This window comes from Corynebacterium mycetoides, assembly GCF_900103625.1.
Taxonomy (GTDB): domain Bacteria; phylum Actinomycetota; class Actinomycetes; order Mycobacteriales; family Mycobacteriaceae; genus Corynebacterium; species Corynebacterium mycetoides.
Map to the genome: position 1 here is coordinate 786739 of NZ_LT629700.1, position 16682 is coordinate 803420.

The 16682-nt window shown below is 68.2% G+C and carries 16 protein-coding genes; 2 read left to right on the plus strand and 14 right to left on the minus strand.

Features of this window, described 5'->3' with window-relative positions; genetic code table 11:
* Window position 1: 1 nt before the first annotated feature.
* The 3 genes from dapA to dapB form a co-directional block, all read right to left on the minus strand.
* Window positions 2-910, minus strand: coding sequence for a 4-hydroxy-tetrahydrodipicolinate synthase (gene dapA, locus BLS40_RS03880; protein WP_092148967.1), 909 nt, complete (start codon window positions 908-910; stop codon window positions 2-4).
* An 81-nt stretch (window positions 911-991) separates the two neighbouring features.
* Window positions 992-1744 (minus strand): FAD-dependent thymidylate synthase, encoded by a 753-nt coding sequence (gene thyX / locus BLS40_RS03885; protein ID WP_092148969.1) that lies wholly within the window; start codon window positions 1742-1744, stop codon window positions 992-994.
* 2 nt (window positions 1745-1746) lie between these two features.
* Window positions 1747-2493, minus strand: a complete 747-nt coding sequence (dapB, locus tag BLS40_RS03890; RefSeq protein ID WP_092148972.1) for a 4-hydroxy-tetrahydrodipicolinate reductase — start codon at window positions 2491-2493, stop codon at window positions 1747-1749.
* A gap of 138 nt (window positions 2494-2631) precedes the next feature.
* Here dapB and BLS40_RS03895 point away from each other — a divergent pair, with 138 nt between their 5' ends.
* The gene (locus BLS40_RS03895) at window positions 2632-3279 is read left to right on the plus strand and encodes an AMIN-like domain-containing (lipo)protein (protein WP_157672437.1); all 648 of its coding nucleotides are present in this window, start codon (window positions 2632-2634) and stop codon (window positions 3277-3279) included.
* An 85-nt stretch (window positions 3280-3364) separates the two neighbouring features.
* On the opposite strand, the gene BLS40_RS03900 is transcribed toward BLS40_RS03895, so the two are convergent.
* The 4 genes from BLS40_RS03900 to BLS40_RS03915 all read right to left on the minus strand — a co-directional run bounded on the left by BLS40_RS03900 (window position 3365) and on the right by BLS40_RS03915 (window position 8110).
* Window positions 3365-5626, minus strand: a complete 2262-nt coding sequence (locus BLS40_RS03900) for a polyribonucleotide nucleotidyltransferase (RefSeq protein WP_092148978.1) — start codon at window positions 5624-5626, stop codon at window positions 3365-3367.
* Window positions 5627-5776: 150 nt separating this feature from the next.
* Window positions 5777-6046, minus strand: a complete 270-nt coding sequence (gene rpsO / locus BLS40_RS03905) for a 30S ribosomal protein S15 (protein WP_092148981.1) — start codon at window positions 6044-6046, stop codon at window positions 5777-5779.
* A gap of 131 nt (window positions 6047-6177) precedes the next feature.
* A complete protein-coding gene (locus tag BLS40_RS03910) occupies window positions 6178-7140 on the minus strand; it encodes a nucleoside hydrolase (RefSeq protein WP_092149046.1) in 963 nt (320 codons plus the stop codon).
* Entirely contained in the window at window positions 7133-8110 is a 978-nt protein-coding gene (locus BLS40_RS03915) for a bifunctional riboflavin kinase/FAD synthetase (RefSeq protein ID WP_092149049.1), read from the minus strand. The genes BLS40_RS03910 and BLS40_RS03915 overlap by 8 nt, the downstream gene beginning before the upstream one ends.
* Window positions 8111-8140: 30 nt before the next feature.
* On the opposite strand from BLS40_RS03915, the gene truB reads away from it, so the two are divergent.
* Window positions 8141-9043 carry a tRNA pseudouridine(55) synthase TruB gene (gene truB / locus BLS40_RS03920; protein ID WP_092149052.1) on the plus strand — a complete coding sequence of 301 codons (903 nt, stop codon included), beginning with the start codon at window positions 8141-8143 and terminating at the stop codon, window positions 9041-9043.
* A 13-nt stretch (window positions 9044-9056) separates the two neighbouring features.
* Here the strand turns inward: truB and BLS40_RS03925 are convergent, their stop codons facing one another.
* The 7 genes from BLS40_RS03925 to BLS40_RS03955 form a co-directional block, all read right to left on the minus strand.
* On the minus strand, window positions 9057-9713 hold the full coding sequence (locus BLS40_RS03925) for a 4'-phosphopantetheinyl transferase family protein (RefSeq protein ID WP_092149055.1): 657 nt from the start codon (window positions 9711-9713) through the stop codon (window positions 9057-9059).
* Entirely contained in the window at window positions 9713-10537 is an 825-nt protein-coding gene (locus BLS40_RS03930; protein ID WP_092149058.1) for a metallophosphoesterase family protein, read from the minus strand. The genes BLS40_RS03925 and BLS40_RS03930 overlap by 1 nt, the downstream gene beginning before the upstream one ends.
* A gap of 14 nt (window positions 10538-10551) precedes the next feature.
* On the minus strand, window positions 10552-11871 hold the full coding sequence (locus BLS40_RS03935) for an MATE family efflux transporter (RefSeq protein ID WP_092149061.1): 1320 nt from the start codon (window positions 11869-11871) through the stop codon (window positions 10552-10554).
* On the minus strand, window positions 11868-12836 hold the full coding sequence (locus tag BLS40_RS03940; RefSeq protein ID WP_092149064.1) for a DHH family phosphoesterase: 969 nt from the start codon (window positions 12834-12836) through the stop codon (window positions 11868-11870). The genes BLS40_RS03935 and BLS40_RS03940 overlap by 4 nt, the downstream gene beginning before the upstream one ends.
* 4 nt (window positions 12837-12840) lie before the next feature.
* Entirely contained in the window at window positions 12841-13275 is a 435-nt protein-coding gene (rbfA, locus tag BLS40_RS03945) for a 30S ribosome-binding factor RbfA (protein ID WP_092149067.1), read from the minus strand.
* A gap of 112 nt (window positions 13276-13387) precedes the next feature.
* On the minus strand, window positions 13388-16237 hold the full coding sequence (gene infB / locus BLS40_RS03950; protein ID WP_092149070.1) for a translation initiation factor IF-2: 2850 nt from the start codon (window positions 16235-16237) through the stop codon (window positions 13388-13390).
* A gap of 118 nt (window positions 16238-16355) precedes the next feature.
* On the minus strand, window positions 16356-16676 hold the full coding sequence (locus BLS40_RS03955) for a YlxR family protein (protein WP_092149073.1): 321 nt from the start codon (window positions 16674-16676) through the stop codon (window positions 16356-16358).
* Window positions 16677-16682 lie beyond the last annotated feature (6 nt).

A 16682-nucleotide genomic window follows, 5' to 3' on the forward strand; every position in this document is an offset into this window, starting at 1 on the left:
CTTAGAGGACTCCAGCCTTTTCCATATCTTCGCGGAGAGCCTCGACCTGCTCCGGGGTCGCTCCGACCACGGGCAGCCGGGGTTCGCCGACGTCAATGCCCTGCAGACGCAGAGCTGCCTTTGCAAATGTCGCACCACCGAGAAGTGCCTGCTGGCGAGCCAGCGTAACGATGGTGTTGGCGTTGATTTCCCGCGCGCGGGCGAGGTCGCCTTCCTCGAAGCTTGTAATCATTTCTCGCAGCAACCGCGGGGCGGCGTGCCCCACCACCGAGATGACACCGGTGGCTCCGACAGAAAGCCAGGGCAGGTTGAGCGGATCGTCTCCAGAGTACCAGGCCAGGCCAGTTTCCTGAATCAGGCTGGCTGCCTCGAAGAAATTGCCCTTCGCGTCCTTTAGCGCCTGCACCGTCGGCAGCTCAGCCAGCTGGCGGATCGTGCGTGCTTCGATGGGAACTCCCGAGCGGCCGGGAATGTCATAAAGGCAGATGGGCAGCGCGGAAGCGTCGGCCACGGCGCCGAAATGGGCGATGAGTCCCGCCTGGGACGGCTTGGAGTAATACGGTGTGACCACCAGCAGGCCGTCCGCCCCGGCCTCTTCGGCGGCCTGAGCCAGCTGAACTGACTTGCGGGTGTCGTAGGAGCCGGCGCCGGCGATGAGCTTCGCCCGGTCGCCGACCTCCTCTTTGACGGCCTTCAACAGCGCGACCTTTTCCTCCGGGGTGGTCGTGGGAGACTCACCCGTCGTTCCCGCGAGAACGAGGGAATCGATTCCGTTGTCTACGAGGTGGGCAGCTAACGCTCTTCCGGCGTCGAGGTCTAGCTCCCCGTCGGAATCGAACGGGGTGACCATGGCGACGCTGACGGTGCCGAAGATGTCCGCACCGGTGTTAGCTTTCATCGAAATGCCCATGACACCACAGGTTACCCGTTGCGTACCCCGGCAGCGTCAACAGCACGCCCTCAATCTGCCCCCGCCACCGGGGCGGGTTCTTTAGGAGACGTAGGGGCTGGTGGCCATCTGCGAGCCATCGGCGAGGTCGCTCACCAGGAAGTCGTCGAAAAGCGTGGGCGCACTCCCCCGCAACAGCTCGAGGCACGTGATGGCCAGCGTGCGGATCTCCAGATCGGCGTGCTCCGAGGCGCGCGCCGCGATGAACTGCCGCCACGCGCGGTAGTTCCCGGTGACCACGAATCGCGTCTCGGTCGCGTTCGGCAAAATGGCGCGGGCTGCCTGGCGGGCTTTCTTCCGGCGCAGCAGCGAGTTCGGCTCGCCGGCGAGGTTGTTCTCCAGGGCGCGCAGCAGCTCGTCGTAGACGAACCGGGTCTCGTCCGCGGCGCGGAGGAACATCTCGCGCAGCTCCGCGTCCTCGGCGATGAGCGCGGGAACGACCACCTCGCTCTCGCCGTCGGGAATGAAGCGCTGGCTCAGCTGCGAAAACGAGAAATTGCGGTGGCGCAGCAGCTCGTTGCCCGCCGCGCGCGACAGGCCCCGGATGTAGACCGTGGCGGTCGCGTGCTCCAGCAGCGCGTCGTGGCCGACGTCGATAATGTGGCGCAGGTACGCCTCGTTCGTCGCGGTGCGCGGGTTGGGGCGGTCGAATGTTTCGTAGCAGGCGCGCCCGGCGAATTCAACGATCGCCTCCGCGTCCGTCGCCTGCGCGTCGGGCGCCCAGCTCACACCCGTCGGCACGCGAAACGTGCTGGCGGCGATGAGCTGGACATCGAGCGAACTGTCCACCGCCATGTTTACAGCCCCAGGTACGAATCCAGGCCGATGGTCAGACCCGGGCGGTTCGCCACCTCGCGCACGCCGGTGAGCACGCCCGGAACGAACGATTCCCGGCCGTAGGAGTCCTGGCGGATGGTCAGCGACTGATCCGTCGTGCCGAAGATGACCTCTTCGTGGGCGACCATGCCCGTCATGCGCACCGCGTGGACGTGGACCCCGTCGACGTCCGCGCCGCGCGCGCCCTCAAGGGACTGCTCGGTCGCGTCAGGCGCTGCGTCCATGCCCGCTTCTCGACGCGCCTGGGCAATGCCCTGGGCCGTCTTGATCGCAGTGCCGGACGGGGCGTCCAGCTTGTGGGGATGGTGGTACTCCACCACCTCGGCGGACTCGAAGAACGGGGCGGCCTGGCGGGCGAACGCCATGGTGAGCACGGCGGAGATGGCGAAGTTCGGGGCGATCAGCACGCCGACGCCCTCGTTCGCGTCCGCCCACTGCGCCACCTGATTGTAGCGCTCGTCGTCAAAGCCGGTGGTGCCCACGACGCAGTGAATCCCGTGGTTGATGCAGTACTCCAAATTGTCCATCACGACCCCGGGGGCGGTGAAGTCGACGACGACCTCCGCTCCGTTGTCCGTGAGTGCGCTCAGGCTGTCGCCGTGGTCGACCTCGGCTACTAGCTCGAGGTCTTCTGCTGCGTTGACTCCGGCGACGACGGCCGAACCGACGCGGCCCTTCGCTCCGAGAACTCCGACTTTGATAGCCACGTGCGACTCCTTAGGTTTCGTGTGTTGCCTGGCTCGAGTCTAACCCCACCGGATTCGGGGCCGCTGCCACGGTAACGTTTCGTTCACGATCCCCCGCGCCTACGCGTCCTGCCCCGCCCCGCGGGTTATGTTCGAACTATGAAACTTCAGCCCCGTTACTTGCTTCCTGCCACACTGGTGACAACGCTCGCGCTCGCATCCTGCGCGGGCCAAGACGACGGAGCGGCTCCCGAACAGGCGGCTGCCGCCACGTCCGCCGCAACCACAACCATGACCAGCACCGCCCCCGCGACGACGACCGCGGTTCCCACGGCGCACGCCCTCTCCGCGATGGAGGAGGCCACCCCCGTCGGGCCGTTTACCACCGAGGACGTCCGCGCGCTTCCGGCGCCGGGCAGCGAGCTGACCATCGCCGATGTGCGCGTGGGATCCCACGAGGGATTCGACCGCGCCGTCTTCGAGTTCACCGGCTCCGGCACGCCCGGCTACGTCGCCGGCTATAACCCCGAACCCCTGCAGCAGGCATCCGGCTACCCCATCGACGTGCGTGGCGACGCCTACCTGGAGCTCATGATCCAGGGCACCCCCATGGGCCTGATCAGCCCCGACGACTCCCTGGTCGAGGTGGGCCCGATGCCGATCGCCGCCGGCAACATTCAGGGCGTGACCCACGGCGGCGTCTTCGAGGCCGACTCCCAGTACTTCATCGGGCTGGATGAGCAGCGCCCGTACAACGTCTACGTGCTGGAGAACCCCACGCGTCTCGTCGTCGATATCCAGAAGTAGACGCCGCCTGAGACACGGAAGACCTCAGCGCGATTTCGTGCCGTTTTTGGGCCCGATTTCGCGCTGAGGTCTTCCCGGTATCTCTCTACGACTCGTCCTCGACGGGCACGAGCGAGATCTTGCCGCGGTTGTCGATGTCGGCGATCTCCACCTCGATCTTGTCACCGACGTTAATGACATCCTCGACGTTCTCCACGCGCTGGGAACCGCCGAGCTTGGAGATGTGCACCAGGCCGTCGGTGCCGGGCAGGATGGACACGAACGCGCCGAAGGCGACGGTCTTGACCACGGCGCCCAGGTAGCGCTCCCCCACCTTCGGCATCTGCGGGTTGGCGATGCCGTTGATCTTCTCGATCGCCGCGTCCGCGGACTCGCCGGTGGCGGCCGACACGTAGATCGTGCCGTCGTCCTCGATCGAGATCTCCGCGCCGGTTTCCTCGGTGATCGAATTGATCATCTTGCCCTTCGGGCCGATAACCTCGCCGATCTTGGACACCGGCACGTTGATCGCGGTGATCTTCGGCGCGAGCGGGCTCATCTCGTCCGGCCCGTCGATGACCTCGGACATGGTGTCCAAGATCGCCTCACGCGCGTCGCGCGCCTGCTCGAGCGCAGACGACAGGACCTCGGAGGGGATGCCGTCGAGCTTGGTGTCCAGCTGCAGCGCGGTGATGAACTCGGGCGTGCCGGCGACCTTGAAGTCCATGTCGCCGAAGGCGTCCTCGGCGCCGAAAATGTCGGTCAGCGCGACGTACTTCGTCTCGCCGTCGACCTCGCCGGAGACGAGACCCATCGCGATGCCAGCGACCGGGGCGGCCAGCGGCACGCCGGCGTTGTACAGCGACAGCGTGGAGGCGCAGACGGAACCCATCGACGTCGAACCGTTGGAGCCGAGCGCCTCGGACACCTGGCGGATGGTGTACGGGAAGTCCTCGCGCGACGGAATCACGGGCACGAGCGCGCGCTCGGCCAGCGCCCCGTGGCCGATCTCGCGGCGCTTCGGCGAACCGACGCGGCCGGTCTCACCCGTGGAGTACGGCGGGAAGTTGTAGTGGTGGATGTAGCGCTTGGAGGTCTGCGGGTGCAGCGAATCCAGCGTCTGCTCCATCTTCAACATGTCCAGGGTGGTCACGCCGAGGACCTGGGTCTCCCCGCGCTCGAACAGCGCGGAGCCGTGGGCGCGCGGGATGAGCTCGACCTCGACCTCGAGGTCGCGGATGTCGGTGACCCCGCGCCCGTCGATGCGAAAGCCCTCGGTGAGGATCTTCTCGCGCACGATGGACTTCATCACGGCGTTGTAGGCCGCGCGGATCTCCTTCACGGTTGCGTCGTGGTCCTCGTCGCCCTCGGCGACATCGAACGCGTCCAGCAGCTCGTCCTCCACCTGGGCCATGTAGGCGTTGGTGGCGTCGTCGCGGTCCTGCTTGCCCTTGATGGTCAGCAGGGTGGCGAGCTTCTTAGCGGCCTTCTTCTCCACCGCCGCGTACACCTTGTCGGTGTAGGCGGGGAAGAGCGGGAACTCGGCCGTCTCCTTGGCGGTTTCCGCGGCAAGCGCCGCCTGCGCCTGGCACAGAGTCTTAATGTAGGGCTTCGCGGCCTCGAGCCCCTCGGCCACCTTTGACTCGGTCGGCGCGGGGGCGCCGCCTCGCACAAGCGTGACGACGTCGTCCCCGGCGCCTGCCTCCACCATCATGATGGCCACGTCCTCGCCCACAATGCGCCCGGCGACGACCATTTCGAAGAGCGCCTGAGTGTGCTGCTCGTGGTTGGGGAAGGCGACCCACTGGCCGTCCTTGTGCGCGTCGTCGGCAATAAGAGCCATGCGCACCCCACCGACCGCGCCGGAGACCGGCAGGCCGGACAGCTGGGTCGCGGCGGACGCGCCGTTGATGGCCACGACGTCGTAGTACTCATCCGGGGCCATGCTGAGCACGGTGATGACCACCTGGACCTCGTTGCGCAGGCCCTTAACGAAGGTGGGGCGCAGCGGGCGGTCGATGAGGCGGCAGGCGAGGATGGCCTCGGTGGAGGGTCGCCCCTCGCGGCGGAAGAACGAGCCTGGGATCTTGCCAGCGGCGTACATCCGCTCCTCGACATCCACGGTCAGCGGGAAGAAGTCCAGGCCCTCGCGCGGCTGGTTCGACGCGGTCGTGGTGGCCAATAGCATCGTGTCGTCGTCGAGGTAGGTGGTGACGGAGCCGTCGGCCTGGCGGGCGAGCTGCCCTGTCTCGAACCGGATCGTGCGTGTGCCGAAATCGCCGTTATCCAGCACGGCGGTGGCCTCGGTGATGCCGAACTCCTCGTCCACGTAGACGTCGAAGGAGTTGTTGGGGGTGTGCGTGCTCAAAAAAGATCCCTTTCCCTGGGTGTCTCCGGCGGTCGTCGGTGCCGCCGTCTAGCTGTTTTCCTGACAACAACTCACGATTCTAGCAGGTCTGGGAAACGCGAAAACCGCCCCGCGCGCGAGGCGCGGGGCGGTAAGCGTACGGAGCGCGGATTAGCGGCGCAGGCCGAGGCGCGAGATGAGCTCGCGGTAGCGCTCGACGTTGTTCTCACGCAGGTACTTCAGCAGGCCACGGCGGCGGCCGACCAGCAGGAGCAGGCCGCGGCGGGAGTGGTGGTCGTGCTTGTGGAACTTCAGGTGCTCCGTCAGGGTGTTGATGCGCTCGGTCAGCAGAGCGACCTGGGCCTCGGGCGAGCCGGTGTCGGTCTCGTGCAGACCGTAGTTCTTGAGGATTTCAGACTTCTTCTCAGTGGTCAGCGCCATGAGGGTTCTCCTTTTAGTTATTTCAGTCCGCGAGAAAGAAAAGGGGCGACTGCCGCGAACCGCAGTCAAAGCCGAGCGTTGAGTCTAGCGGAGGCGGGCCCCTACCCCAAATCCCGGCCCGCGCGCTCCCCTTAGCGCGCGGGCGTGGAGGCGGCCAGCGCGGTCAACCGGGCCATGAACTCCTCTACGAAGCGCCCGGTGTCCACGGCGACGGCAACGTGCGCTGTCTTGACCGGGTCGCTCAGCCGGGTCTCATCACCGATCGTGCGGCCGCGGGTTTCACCCTCGACGTCGGTCTTTAAGTTGATGTCCAGCAGGGTGACCAAGGACGGGTCGACGGCCACACCGACCGCCAGCGGGTCGTGCAGCCCGCAGCCGCCGAGGTGCGGCGCGGTGGTTTCGTAGGCCTTGATGTAATAGTCGGTGGCGTCCGCCAGGAAGTCGCCGCCGCGGGTGCCCAGCTCGCGCCACCGCGCCGTCTCGTTGTAGGTGAGCAGGGTCTGCAGGGTCACGTCGAGGCCGATCATGGTGACATCGCGGCCGCGGCGGAACACCAGGTCGGTCGCCTCCGGGTCCTGGCTCACGTTCGCCTCCGCCCACGGGGAGACGTTGCCCGGCACGGTCAGCGCCCCGCCCATCATGACGATGTGGGCGCGCTCGGCGAAGCTTTCATCCGCCTCCATCGCCGCCGCGATCGTCGTCGACGGGCCGGTGGGAACGATCACCAGATCGTCGCCGTAGGCCGCCACCGATTGGGTGAGGAAGTCCACCGCAGAGGTGTCCTGCACGCTTGCGGCGGGCTCGGGCAGCACGACCCCGCCGATGCCGTTGTCGCCGTGGATGAACGCGGAGACCTCCAGCACCTCGAAGGAGTCCCGGGTGCGGGCGTGGTCGGGGCCGGCGAACACCGGGACGTCGTCACGCCCGAACAGCTCGAGGATGGCCAGTGCGTTGCGCACGCCCGTGTCCACCAGCACGTTGCCGTAGGTTCCCGTCACGCCGATGAGCTCGAGCTCGGGGGAGCCCAGGGCGTAGGCCAAAGCGAGGGCGTCGTCGATGCCGGTGTCGAGGTCGAGGATTACTTTCTTAGCCATGCTGCGGCTGCCTTTCCAAAATGTTGCGGGTTGTCTCCACGTCGCGGGCCATGTTGGCCAGCAGGTCATCGACGGAGTTGAACTTCACCATGTCGCGGACCTTGGCCACGAACTCCACGCGCGCCAGCCTGCCGTACAGGTCGGCGTCGCGGCCCAGGATGAAGGACTCGACGCTCCGGCGGGCGTCACCAAAGGTGGGGTTCGTCCCCACCGAGATCGCCGCCGGGTAGCGCACGCCCGGCTCCATGTCCCCGTCGATGGGTCCGTCGTCGACGATGGTGAGCCAGCCGGCGTAAACGCCGTCGGCGGGGAGGGCCGAGACGGTGTCCAGGTACTGGTTCGCCGTGGGGTAGCCCAGCTCCCGGCCGCCGCGGCCGGCGCCGCGCTCAACAAGCGCCGTGACGGAGAACGCGCGGCCCAAGAAGTCCGCGGCCGCGCCGATGTCGCCGCGGTCGAGTTCGCTTCTCACGGCTGTCGAGCAGACCCGCACGCCGGCGTCGTTAAGCAGGGGCACGACGACCACCTCGAACCCGTAACGCTGCCCCAGCTCGCGCATGGTCTCGGCGGTGCCGGCGGCGTCCTTGCCGAAGGTGAAGTTCTCCCCCACGACAACCGCTCGCGCCCCGAGGCGCCCGGCGAGCACGTCGCGCACGTAGGCCTCGGGGCTCTGGCCGGCGAGCTCCTCGCGGAAATCGATCACCAGCAGGTAGTCCACGCCCAGCTCGGCGATGAAGCGGGCGCGCTCCTCAAAGGGGAACAAGGCCTTCGGAGCGCGGTCGGGGGCGAAGACGGCGACGGGGTGCGGCTCGAACGTCATCACCACGCACGGCACCCCGAGTTCACGGGCGCGGTGCACTGCCTCGCCGATGAGCAGCTGGTGCCCGCGGTGCACTCCGTCGAACACCCCGATGGTGACAACCGACGCGCCGAGGGTGTCCGGCACCTGCTTCAGGCCGCGCAAAATATCCACGGTAGATAGACTACGGCATACTGTTTCACTATGAGTTTCGCCCCTGACCCGCTCGCAACCTCGGGAATTGTTGTCGTGGACAAGCCCGCGGGCATGACAAGCCACGACGTCGTGGCCCGCCTGCGCCGCTCCTTCGGCACCCGCAAAGTCGGCCACGCGGGCACGCTCGACCCGATGGCCACGGGCGTGCTCGTCGCCGGCATTGAGCGCGGCACCAAACTCCTGGCCCACCTCGTGGCCGAGGACAAGGTCTACTCCACCACCATCCGCCTGGGCCAGACCACGACCACGGATGACGCCGAGGGCGAGATCCTGGCCACCGCCGATGCCTCGCGCATAAGCGACGCCGACATCCGCGCGGGCATCGCCGGACTCACCGGCGAGATCATGCAGGTCCCCTCCAGCGTCTCCGCCATCAAGGTCGGCGGGCGCCGCGCCCACGAACTGGTGCGCGCGGGCGAGGCGGTGGACCTCCCCGCCCGCCCGGTCACCGTGTTCTCCTTCGAGGTCGCGCAGGTGCGCAGGGAGGCGGGATTCGTCGACGTCGACGCGCGCGTGCACTGCAGCAAGGGCACCTACATCCGCTCGCTCGCGCGCGACCTCGGCGAGGCGTTGCAGGTGGGCGGGCACCTCACCGCGCTGCGTCGCGAAGCAGTCGGAGCCTTCACGCTTGCCGACGCCACCCCGCTCGCCGCCCTGGAAACCTCCCCCGCGCTCTCCCTGACGCTTGACGACGCGCTCACCCGGGCCTGGCCGGTCCTTCCCGTCACCGCCGAGGAGTACGACGCGCTGGCAATGGGCAAATGGCTCGCCCCCCGCGGACTGAAAGGCGTGCACGCCGCCGTCGGCCCCGACGGGCGCGCCGTCGCTCTGGTCAAGGAGCAGGGCAAACGCCTGGCCACAGTGTTCGTGGCGCGACCCTCGACGCTCTAGCGCCGTCGAGACGTTAGACCTCCACCCACGCGGAGGCGACGACGTAGCCGCCGCGCACTACCCAGCGGCCCTCGAAAAACTGCACCGGGGTGGGCCGCGCGAGGATGTAGGACACAAACGTCCCGTCTGGGCGCAGGTCGATCTCCGCCTCCTCGAAGCCCAGCCAGCGCCGCGTCATGGGGAACCAGCACTTGTACGTGGCCTCCTTGGCGCAGAACAGCAGCCTGCCGGCCCAGTTGTGGCCCTCGGCCTTCATCATGTCGAAGCGGTGGCGCTCGGCCGCGCGCGCGATCTGGTCGATCACGCCCTCGGGCAGCGGCTCAGCGGGCTCGGCGTCCACGCCCATCGAGAGCACGTGCGTCTTCGGCGCCGCCACCGCCGCGCGCAGCCCGTCCGTGTGCGTCAGCGAGCCGGTGTAGCCCTCCGGCCACAGCGGCATCCCGCTATCGCCCTTCAAAATCGCTTCCCCCGGCGGCACGCCCAGCTCCCTCAACGCCTGGTGGGCGCACCACCGCGCGTCCCCGAACTCGCCTTTGCGCTTATCGACGGCCTGGCTGACGAGCCCCTGCTCCTCCGGGTGCAACTCCAGGTAATTGGTCAAATCCGTGGCCTCGCTGGTGCGCAGGTAGACAAACCGCGCCGCCTCCGGGAAAAGTGCCGGGTACTGCATCAGTGTGTCACCTCCATCACCGGGTACGGCCACTGCACCGGCGCCGCGCTGGGCGGGCGGGACTGCCACTCGCGCGGGTAGCCGAGGGACACTTCAATGTGCTCGACGCCGTCGACCGTTGTCACCCCAGGCATGTGCAGGTGACCGTAAATTACTGCTCTCGCATGGTAGCGTTTCGCCCACGACCGGGTGTGTCGGGTCCCGCACCACAGCCCCACCTCGGACCAGCGCAGCCGGGTGACCGGCTCCTGGACCAGCGGCCAGTGGTTGATCAGGATCGTCGGGCCGTCAATACGCGAGAGCCTGCGGGTGGTGTACGCGAGGCGGTCCCAGCACCACGCGCGGATGTCCACGAAGGGGGCGATGGCGAACTCGTCCGTCATCATGATGTTCTTCTCGCGGGCGGCCGCCACCGCCTCCTCCACCGTGAGGTTGGGGCCGCGGAACGAGTAGTCGTACAACGTGAACAGCGGGGCGATGGTGACCCCGCCGAAGACGGGGTAGGTGTCCTCCGGGGTGATGACCCCGATCTGCCGCATGGCTTTGACCAGCGTGTCATACTTCTCGCGCCCCCGGTACCGGTCCGAGGAACGAGAGAACAGCTCGTGGTTGCCCGGCACCCACAGCACGGTGTCGAAGCGGGCGGCCAGTGTCTCCATCACGTCCACGACGAGTTCCAGCTTCTCGGCCACGTCGCCGGCGACAATGAGCCAGTCGGACGGGTCCGCCGGCTGGATCTCGTCGAGCCGGGCACCGTTGGCTTTCACGGCGGCGTGCAGGTCCGAGACCGCCCACAGCGTCGTGGTCGAGGTGGTTGTTGCCATGTCTCCACGTTCTATCACACGCCATCACCCACAACCGCCCACTTCATCGAACGGAATCGAACAAACACCCCGGCCAGCCGGATGACAACGGAGGCCGCCAGGCCGCCCCACACCCCGGGAAGGCCCCACCCGAACGCCATCGACGCGAGCGTAACCGGGAAGAACACGCCGAGCACGGACGCGATGGTCAGAGTGCGCAGGTAAGCCACGTCCCCGGCCCCGAGGAGCGCGCCGTCCAGCGCGAACACCACCCCGCCCAGAACGATCATGGCCACCAGCAGCCACCACGGGGTGCCCAGTTGCGCCACCACGCGGGCGTCGTCAGTGAAAAGCGACCAGATGGCCGGCCCCGCCAGCGCGAAGACCGTCGCCAGCGCGACCGCGAACATCAGGCAGTAGCGCGTGGCTAGCTCGCCCACCCGGCGGGCCTGCGCCACCTCTCCCCTGCCCAGCTCCGCACCCGTCAAGGTCTGCGCGGCGATGGCGAGCGAGTCGAGCACGAGGGTGAGGAAGTTCCACAGCTGCAGGAGGATTTGATGCGCGGCGAGCGCGGCGACGCCGAACCGGCCGGCAACAGCCGCAGCCGCGAGCATGGACACCTGGAACGACATCGACCGGAGAATCAGGTCGCGGCCGAGGACCAGCTGGCTGCGGATCACCCCGGGTTCCGGCGCCCAGGACCCGCCCCGCCGCCCGTGCTCGCGCACGAGGGTGAGCAGGAAGAGCAGGGCGGTAATCCCGATGCCCAGCACGTTCGCCCAGGCGGATCCCACAAGCCCGAAGCGCGACACGCTCCAGGGCAGCACGGCCGCGCCGGGAACGAGCCCGCACAGGGTGAGCAGAAACGGCAAGCGCGTGTTCTGTACGCCTCGCATCCAGCCGTTGCCCGCCATGATGACCAGCGTCAGCGGGATCGCCGCGGCGGCGACGCGCATCCAGCGGGCGGACTCCGCCGCGACCGCGGCGTCGTTGGTGAGAAACAGCGCTATCGGCTCCGCGAACAGCGACACCAGCGCGGCCAGTACCGCACCCACGAGGACCGCGACCCACGTGGCCTGCACTCCCTCCGCCACCGCGTCGGCCCGCCTGCCGGCGCCGAACAGACGCGACGCGCGCGCCGTCGTGCCGTAGGAGAGGAAGGTTAGCTGCACCGTCACGGTGGACTGCACCGCGGTGCCGGCCGCGAGCGCCGCAAGCTCAGCGGTGCCGAGGCGACCCACCACCGCGGTATCCAGCAGTAGGTACAGCGGGTTGGCGGCGAGCACGCCCAGCGCCGGCAGCGCCAGGGCGAGGACGCGGCGCGGGGTCACCTCCGCGCGGGGTTCCGCGGTCATCTCAGAGCGCGGAGCACATCCGCAACGACATCGTCCCGCGACCCGCTCGCGGAGTAGCCGGCGGCGGGGATGTGTCCACCGCCGCCGAGGCGCGTGGCGATACGGGAGACGTCGACAGTGGACGAGCGAAGCGAGACGTTCCAATAGGCCCGGCCGTACTGCTTGAGCACCATGCCGATGTCCGCGCCCTGCACGCTGCGCGAATAGTCTATGATGTACTCCACAGCCCTCTGGCTCATCGCCGCCATGCGGGCAGCATCCACCGTGAACACGGCCACGGTGAGCCCGCCGGCCTCGAACAGCTCGAGCTCGGCGAGCACGCTCCCCGCCTCGCGCAGATCGGACGGCGTCATCGCGTCCATGAGATCCATCGCGATCTGCCGCGTGTCCAGGCCGTAGCCCATGAGCTCGGCCGCCAGCGCGTGCATCCGCGGGCTGCCCCAGCGGAAGCTCCCCGTGTCCGTCACCAGACCCGCATACAGGCAGTACGCCAGGTCCGCGTCGAGTTCGACGCCGAGGTAGGTAAACAGCTCGCGGACAATCACCGTCGTCGACTCCGACCCCACCACGAGGTTGGTGCCGCCGAAGAGCGGGTTGGAGGCGTGGTGGTCGATCACCACCACCCGTCCGCGATCGGACTCGACCACCGGCCGGAACGCGCCCGTGCGGTCCGCCGAGGCGCAGTCGACGGTGACCACGAGGGCCCCCTCGGGCGCGTTATGGGTGTAGACGATCTCGTCCACAAACGGCACCGTGTCCAGGTTCTCCGGGTGCGGAAAATCCTGGCCGATGTAGGCCGTGGCGCTGATGCCCAGCTGCCGGAGCCCCGCCGTCAGCGCACACGCGGAACCGACGGCGTCGGCGTCGGGCTTGATGTGGGTGACGACGGCGACCGAAGGGGCGTCGACAAGCAGGCGGGCGACCTCGCGGAAATCCTCCTCGCGCCCGGGGAACAGAAGCTGCATCGCCCTACTCTTCGACCGTCTTATACGGGTTGCCCTCGCCGGCGGGGGCTGCGCCCTCGCGCAGGCGGGCGAGCTCCGCGTCGCGTGCGCGGGCTCGGCTGAGCAGCTCCTCCATGCGTGCCGACGCCTCCGGCACCGTGTCCAGCTCGAAGGCGATCGTCGGGGTGAACCGCACGTTGAGCTGGTCACCCACGATCTTGCGGATCTGGCCGCGCGCGCGGTGCAGCGCTTCAGCGGCCTGATCGTAGTCGGGCTCGTCGCTGATGTTGCGGCCGCGCACCGTGTAGTACACGGTCGCGTCATGCAGATCGCCGGTGACGCGGGCGTCGGTGACCGTGACCAGCTCCAGGCGAGGATCCTTCACCTCCCGCTCAATGGCGGACGCGACAATCGTCTGAATCTGCTTCGCCAGCCGCTGCGCACGTGAGTTGTCTGCCATGTCGTCTCCGTCTCCTTCTAGCCGGGCACCTGTGGTACCCGCTCATTCTAACCATGTGGGAAAACCCCACCTCCGCGAGGGAGATGGGGCCTTAAGAACCGCTGGCCCTTAGTTAGGTGCGCGGAACCTCTACCATTTCGTAGACCTGGATCACGTCGTCGACCTGAATGTCCGGGTAGGACAGCACCATGCCGCACTCGTAACCCTTATCCACCTCGGTGACGTCGTCCTTCTCCCGGCGCAGCGACTCGATCGTCGCGTCGGGGGTGATGACGTTGCCGTCGCGCACCAGACGGCACTTGGCGTTGCGCCGCACCTTGCCGTCGGTGACCATGCAGCCGGCGATGAGGCCTACGGCGGACGCCTTGAAGATCTGGCGGATCTCCGCGGCACCGATCTCGCGCTCCTCGTAGATCGGCTTGAGCATGCCCTTCAGGGCCGCCTCGACCTCGTCGATGACCTGGTAGATCACCGAGTAGTAGCGGATCTCCACGCCCTCGTTGTTGGCTTCCTCGGTCGCCTTGCCCTCGGAGCGGACGTTGAAGGCCACGATGACGGCGTCCGACGCCGCGGCGAGAACCACGTTGGTCTGCGTCACCGCACCGACACCGCGGTCGATGATGTTGACCTCGACTTCCTCATCAACCTCGAGCTTGAGCAGAGCCTCCTCCAGGGCTTCCACCGAACCGGCGTTGTCGCCTTTGAGGATGAGGTTGAGCTGGCTGGTCTCCTTGAGGGCCGCATCCAGGTTCTCCAGGGAGACGCGCTTCTTGCGGCGCGCCTGCATGGCGGAACGCCTGCGGGCGTCACGTTGCGCGGCGATCTGGCGAGCGACGCGGTCGTCCTCGACCACCAGCAGGTTGTCGCCGGGTCCGGGAACGCCGTTGAGGCCCTGGACCTGGACCGGACGGGACGGGCCCGCCTCCTCCACGTCGTTGCCCCACTCGTCGACCATGCGGCGCACGCGGCCGAAGTTGCCGCCCACGACGATGGAGTCTCCGACGCGCAACGTGCCTCGCTGCACGATCACGGTGGATACCGGGCCGCGGCCGCGGTCCAGGTGAGACTCGATGGCCAGGCCCTGGGCGTCCATGTCCGGGTTGGCGCGCAGATCGAGCGCGGCATCCGCGGTGAGCAGGACCGCCTCGAGCAGGTCGTCGATACCCGTGTTGTTGCGCGCGGAGATGTCGACGAACATCGTGTCGCCGCCGTACTCCTCGGGCACGAGGCCGTACTCGGTGAGCTGGCCGCGGATCTTCTCCGGCTGCGCCTCCGGCTTATCAATCTTGTTCACCGCGACCACGATCGGCAGGTCCGCCGCCTTGGCGTGGTTGATCGCCTCCACCGTCTGCGGCATCACGCCGTCGTCCGCGGCGACCACCAGGATGGCCAAGTCGGTCGACTGGGCGCCGCGGGCACGCATGGCGGTAAACGCCTCGTGGCCCGGGGTATCCAGGAAGGTGATCGTGCGCTCCTCACCGTCCAAGGTGACGGTGGTCTGGTACGCGCCGATGCCCTGGGTGATGCCGCCGGCCTCGCCGGAACCGACGTTGGCGTGGCGGATCGTGTCCAAAAGGCGGGTCTTGCCGTGGTCGACGTGACCCATGACGGACACGACAGGCGGGCGCTGCATCAGCTCGTCCTCGTGGCCGGTGTCCTCGCCGAACTGCAGGTCGAAGGACTCGAGCAGCTCGCGGTCCTCGTCCTCCGGGGAGACGACCTCGACGTCGTAGTTGATTTCGGCGCCCAGCAGCTGCAGGGTCTCCTGCGGCACGGACTGGGTAGCCGTCACCATCTCGCCGAGGTTGAACAGCGCCTGAACCAGGTTCGATGCGTCGGTACCGATCTTCTCGGCGAAGTCAGCCAAGGACGCACCCTGACGCAGGCGGACAGTCTTGCCGCCGCCGTCGGGCAGGCGCACGCCGCCGATGACGTTCGGTGCGTGCATCTCCTCGTACTCGTTGCGCTTCTGGCGCTTGGACTTGCGTCCGCGGCCGGGAGCGCCGCCGGGACGACCGAACGCGCCGGCGGTGCCGCCGCGGCGACCGCCGCGCCCACGGAAACCGCCGCCTGCACCCGGGCCGCCGGGGCCGCCCTGACCACCGCGACCGCGGCCGCCGCCAGATCCGCCCTGTCCTCCGCGCCCGCGGGCGCCGGTGGCAGACTTGGTCGGCATCTGGGTCGGTGACGGGTGCGCCACCATGTCCGCCGGGGACGGACGGCCTCCGCCCGGACGGGGGCCGGGACGTCCCTGACCCTGTCCAGCACGCTCGCCGCCCTGGCCTCCCCGGCCACGGCCGCCGCCGGCCCCTGCCTGACCGCCCTGCGGTCCGCGGCCGCCACCGGGACGGGGCGCGGGGCGCGGACCGCCGGTGTTCGACGAGAACGGGTTGTTGGCCACGCGGGGGCGGCCGCCCGGCTTGGGCATCGGGCGAGGCATGGCGCCAGATGCTGCGCCTCCCTCACGGGCTGCGGGGGCCTGCGGCTTCGGCGCGCCCGGCTTGGGAGCGGGCGCCGCCTTCGGTGCCTCAGCACCAGGCTTGGGTGCGCCCGGCTTCGGGGCAGCCGACTGGGCGGGTGCCGGCTTGGCCGCGGCGGCAGGCTTGGCAGCACCGGGCTTGGCAGCACCGGGCTTGGCAGCACCGGGCTTGGCAGCGGCGGGTGCGCCCGGCTTGGCCGCGGCGGCGGGCTTCGCTGTACCGGGCTTTGCTGCTGCGGGCTTCGGCGAGGACGGCTTCGCGGCACCCGGCTTCGGGGCGCCGGGCTTTGCCTGGCTCTTCGCCTCTCCGGCGTTGTCTCCGCCGGATCCGTAGAACGCCTTCATCTTCTTCACCACCGGGGGTTCGATGGTGGATGAGGCGGTTTTTACAAACTCGCCCTGGTCTTTCAGGGTTGCGAGTAGTTCCTTGCTTGTTACGCCGAGCTGTTTAGCCAGTTCGTGAACGCGTAGCTTTCCGGGCACGGGTCTCCTCTGTGTTGTTGCTAGGAGCCAGTGCCGGTTCGCCGGATGCGGCGGCTACTGACCCCTAGACGTTGTCATCGACTTTCATCGCTGATGCTGCTTCATGGTTGCGTACTCATCAGTGTTCGGTCTTCCTATCCTTGGGTCGTTCGCGGGTATTCGCGAGGTACGTCCGTACATGACCTACATCCACGGGTGTGGACACGCGGAGCGCTCGGCCGAAGGCCTTGCGCTTCTCCGCAAGCTCTAACGCATCCAGTGTCGGGGTAATCCACGCTCCCCGTCCGGGCAGCGACCTAGTCGGGTCTGCGATAATCCTGCCCGACCCGTCGGGGTCGGCCACAACGCGCAGCAGCTCGGTGTCGGGGTGGGTTTCGCGGGTTGCGATGCAGGTGCGGATGGGTGCGGTGCGCTGCGTATTGCCTGCGCCTGCTGCCATCTGTCT

Bases quoted from the DNA above. Each gene is read 5' to 3' on its own strand.
- dapA (WP_092148967.1), bottom strand. From the start codon at position 910: ATGGGCATTTCGATGAAAGCTAACACCGGTGCGGACATCTTCGGCACC.
- thyX (WP_092148969.1), bottom strand. From the start codon at position 1,744: ATGGCGGTGGACAGTTCGCTCGATGTCCAGCTCATCGCCGCCAGCACG.
- BLS40_RS03895 (WP_157672437.1), top strand. From the start codon at position 2,632: ATGAAACTTCAGCCCCGTTACTTGCTTCCTGCCACACTGGTGACAACG.
- rpsO (WP_092148981.1), bottom strand. From the start codon at position 6,046: ATGGCGCTGACCACTGAGAAGAAGTCTGAAATCCTCAAGAACTACGGT.
- BLS40_RS03910 (WP_092149046.1), bottom strand. From the start codon at position 7,140: ATGGCTAAGAAAGTAATCCTCGACCTCGACACCGGCATCGACGACGCC.
- truB (WP_092149052.1), top strand. From the start codon at position 8,141: ATGAGTTTCGCCCCTGACCCGCTCGCAACCTCGGGAATTGTTGTCGTG.
- BLS40_RS03925 (WP_092149055.1), bottom strand. From the start codon at position 9,713: ATGCAGTACCCGGCACTTTTCCCGGAGGCGGCGCGGTTTGTCTACCTG.
- BLS40_RS03930 (WP_092149058.1), bottom strand. From the start codon at position 10,537: ATGGCAACAACCACCTCGACCACGACGCTGTGGGCGGTCTCGGACCTG.
- BLS40_RS03935 (WP_092149061.1), bottom strand. From the start codon at position 11,871: ATGACCGCGGAACCCCGCGCGGAGGTGACCCCGCGCCGCGTCCTCGCC.
- BLS40_RS03940 (WP_092149064.1), bottom strand. From the start codon at position 12,836: ATGCAGCTTCTGTTCCCCGGGCGCGAGGAGGATTTCCGCGAGGTCGCC.
- rbfA (WP_092149067.1), bottom strand. From the start codon at position 13,275: ATGGCAGACAACTCACGTGCGCAGCGGCTGGCGAAGCAGATTCAGACG.
- BLS40_RS03955 (WP_092149073.1), bottom strand. From the start codon at position 16,676: ATGGCAGCAGGCGCAGGCAATACGCAGCGCACCGCACCCATCCGCACC.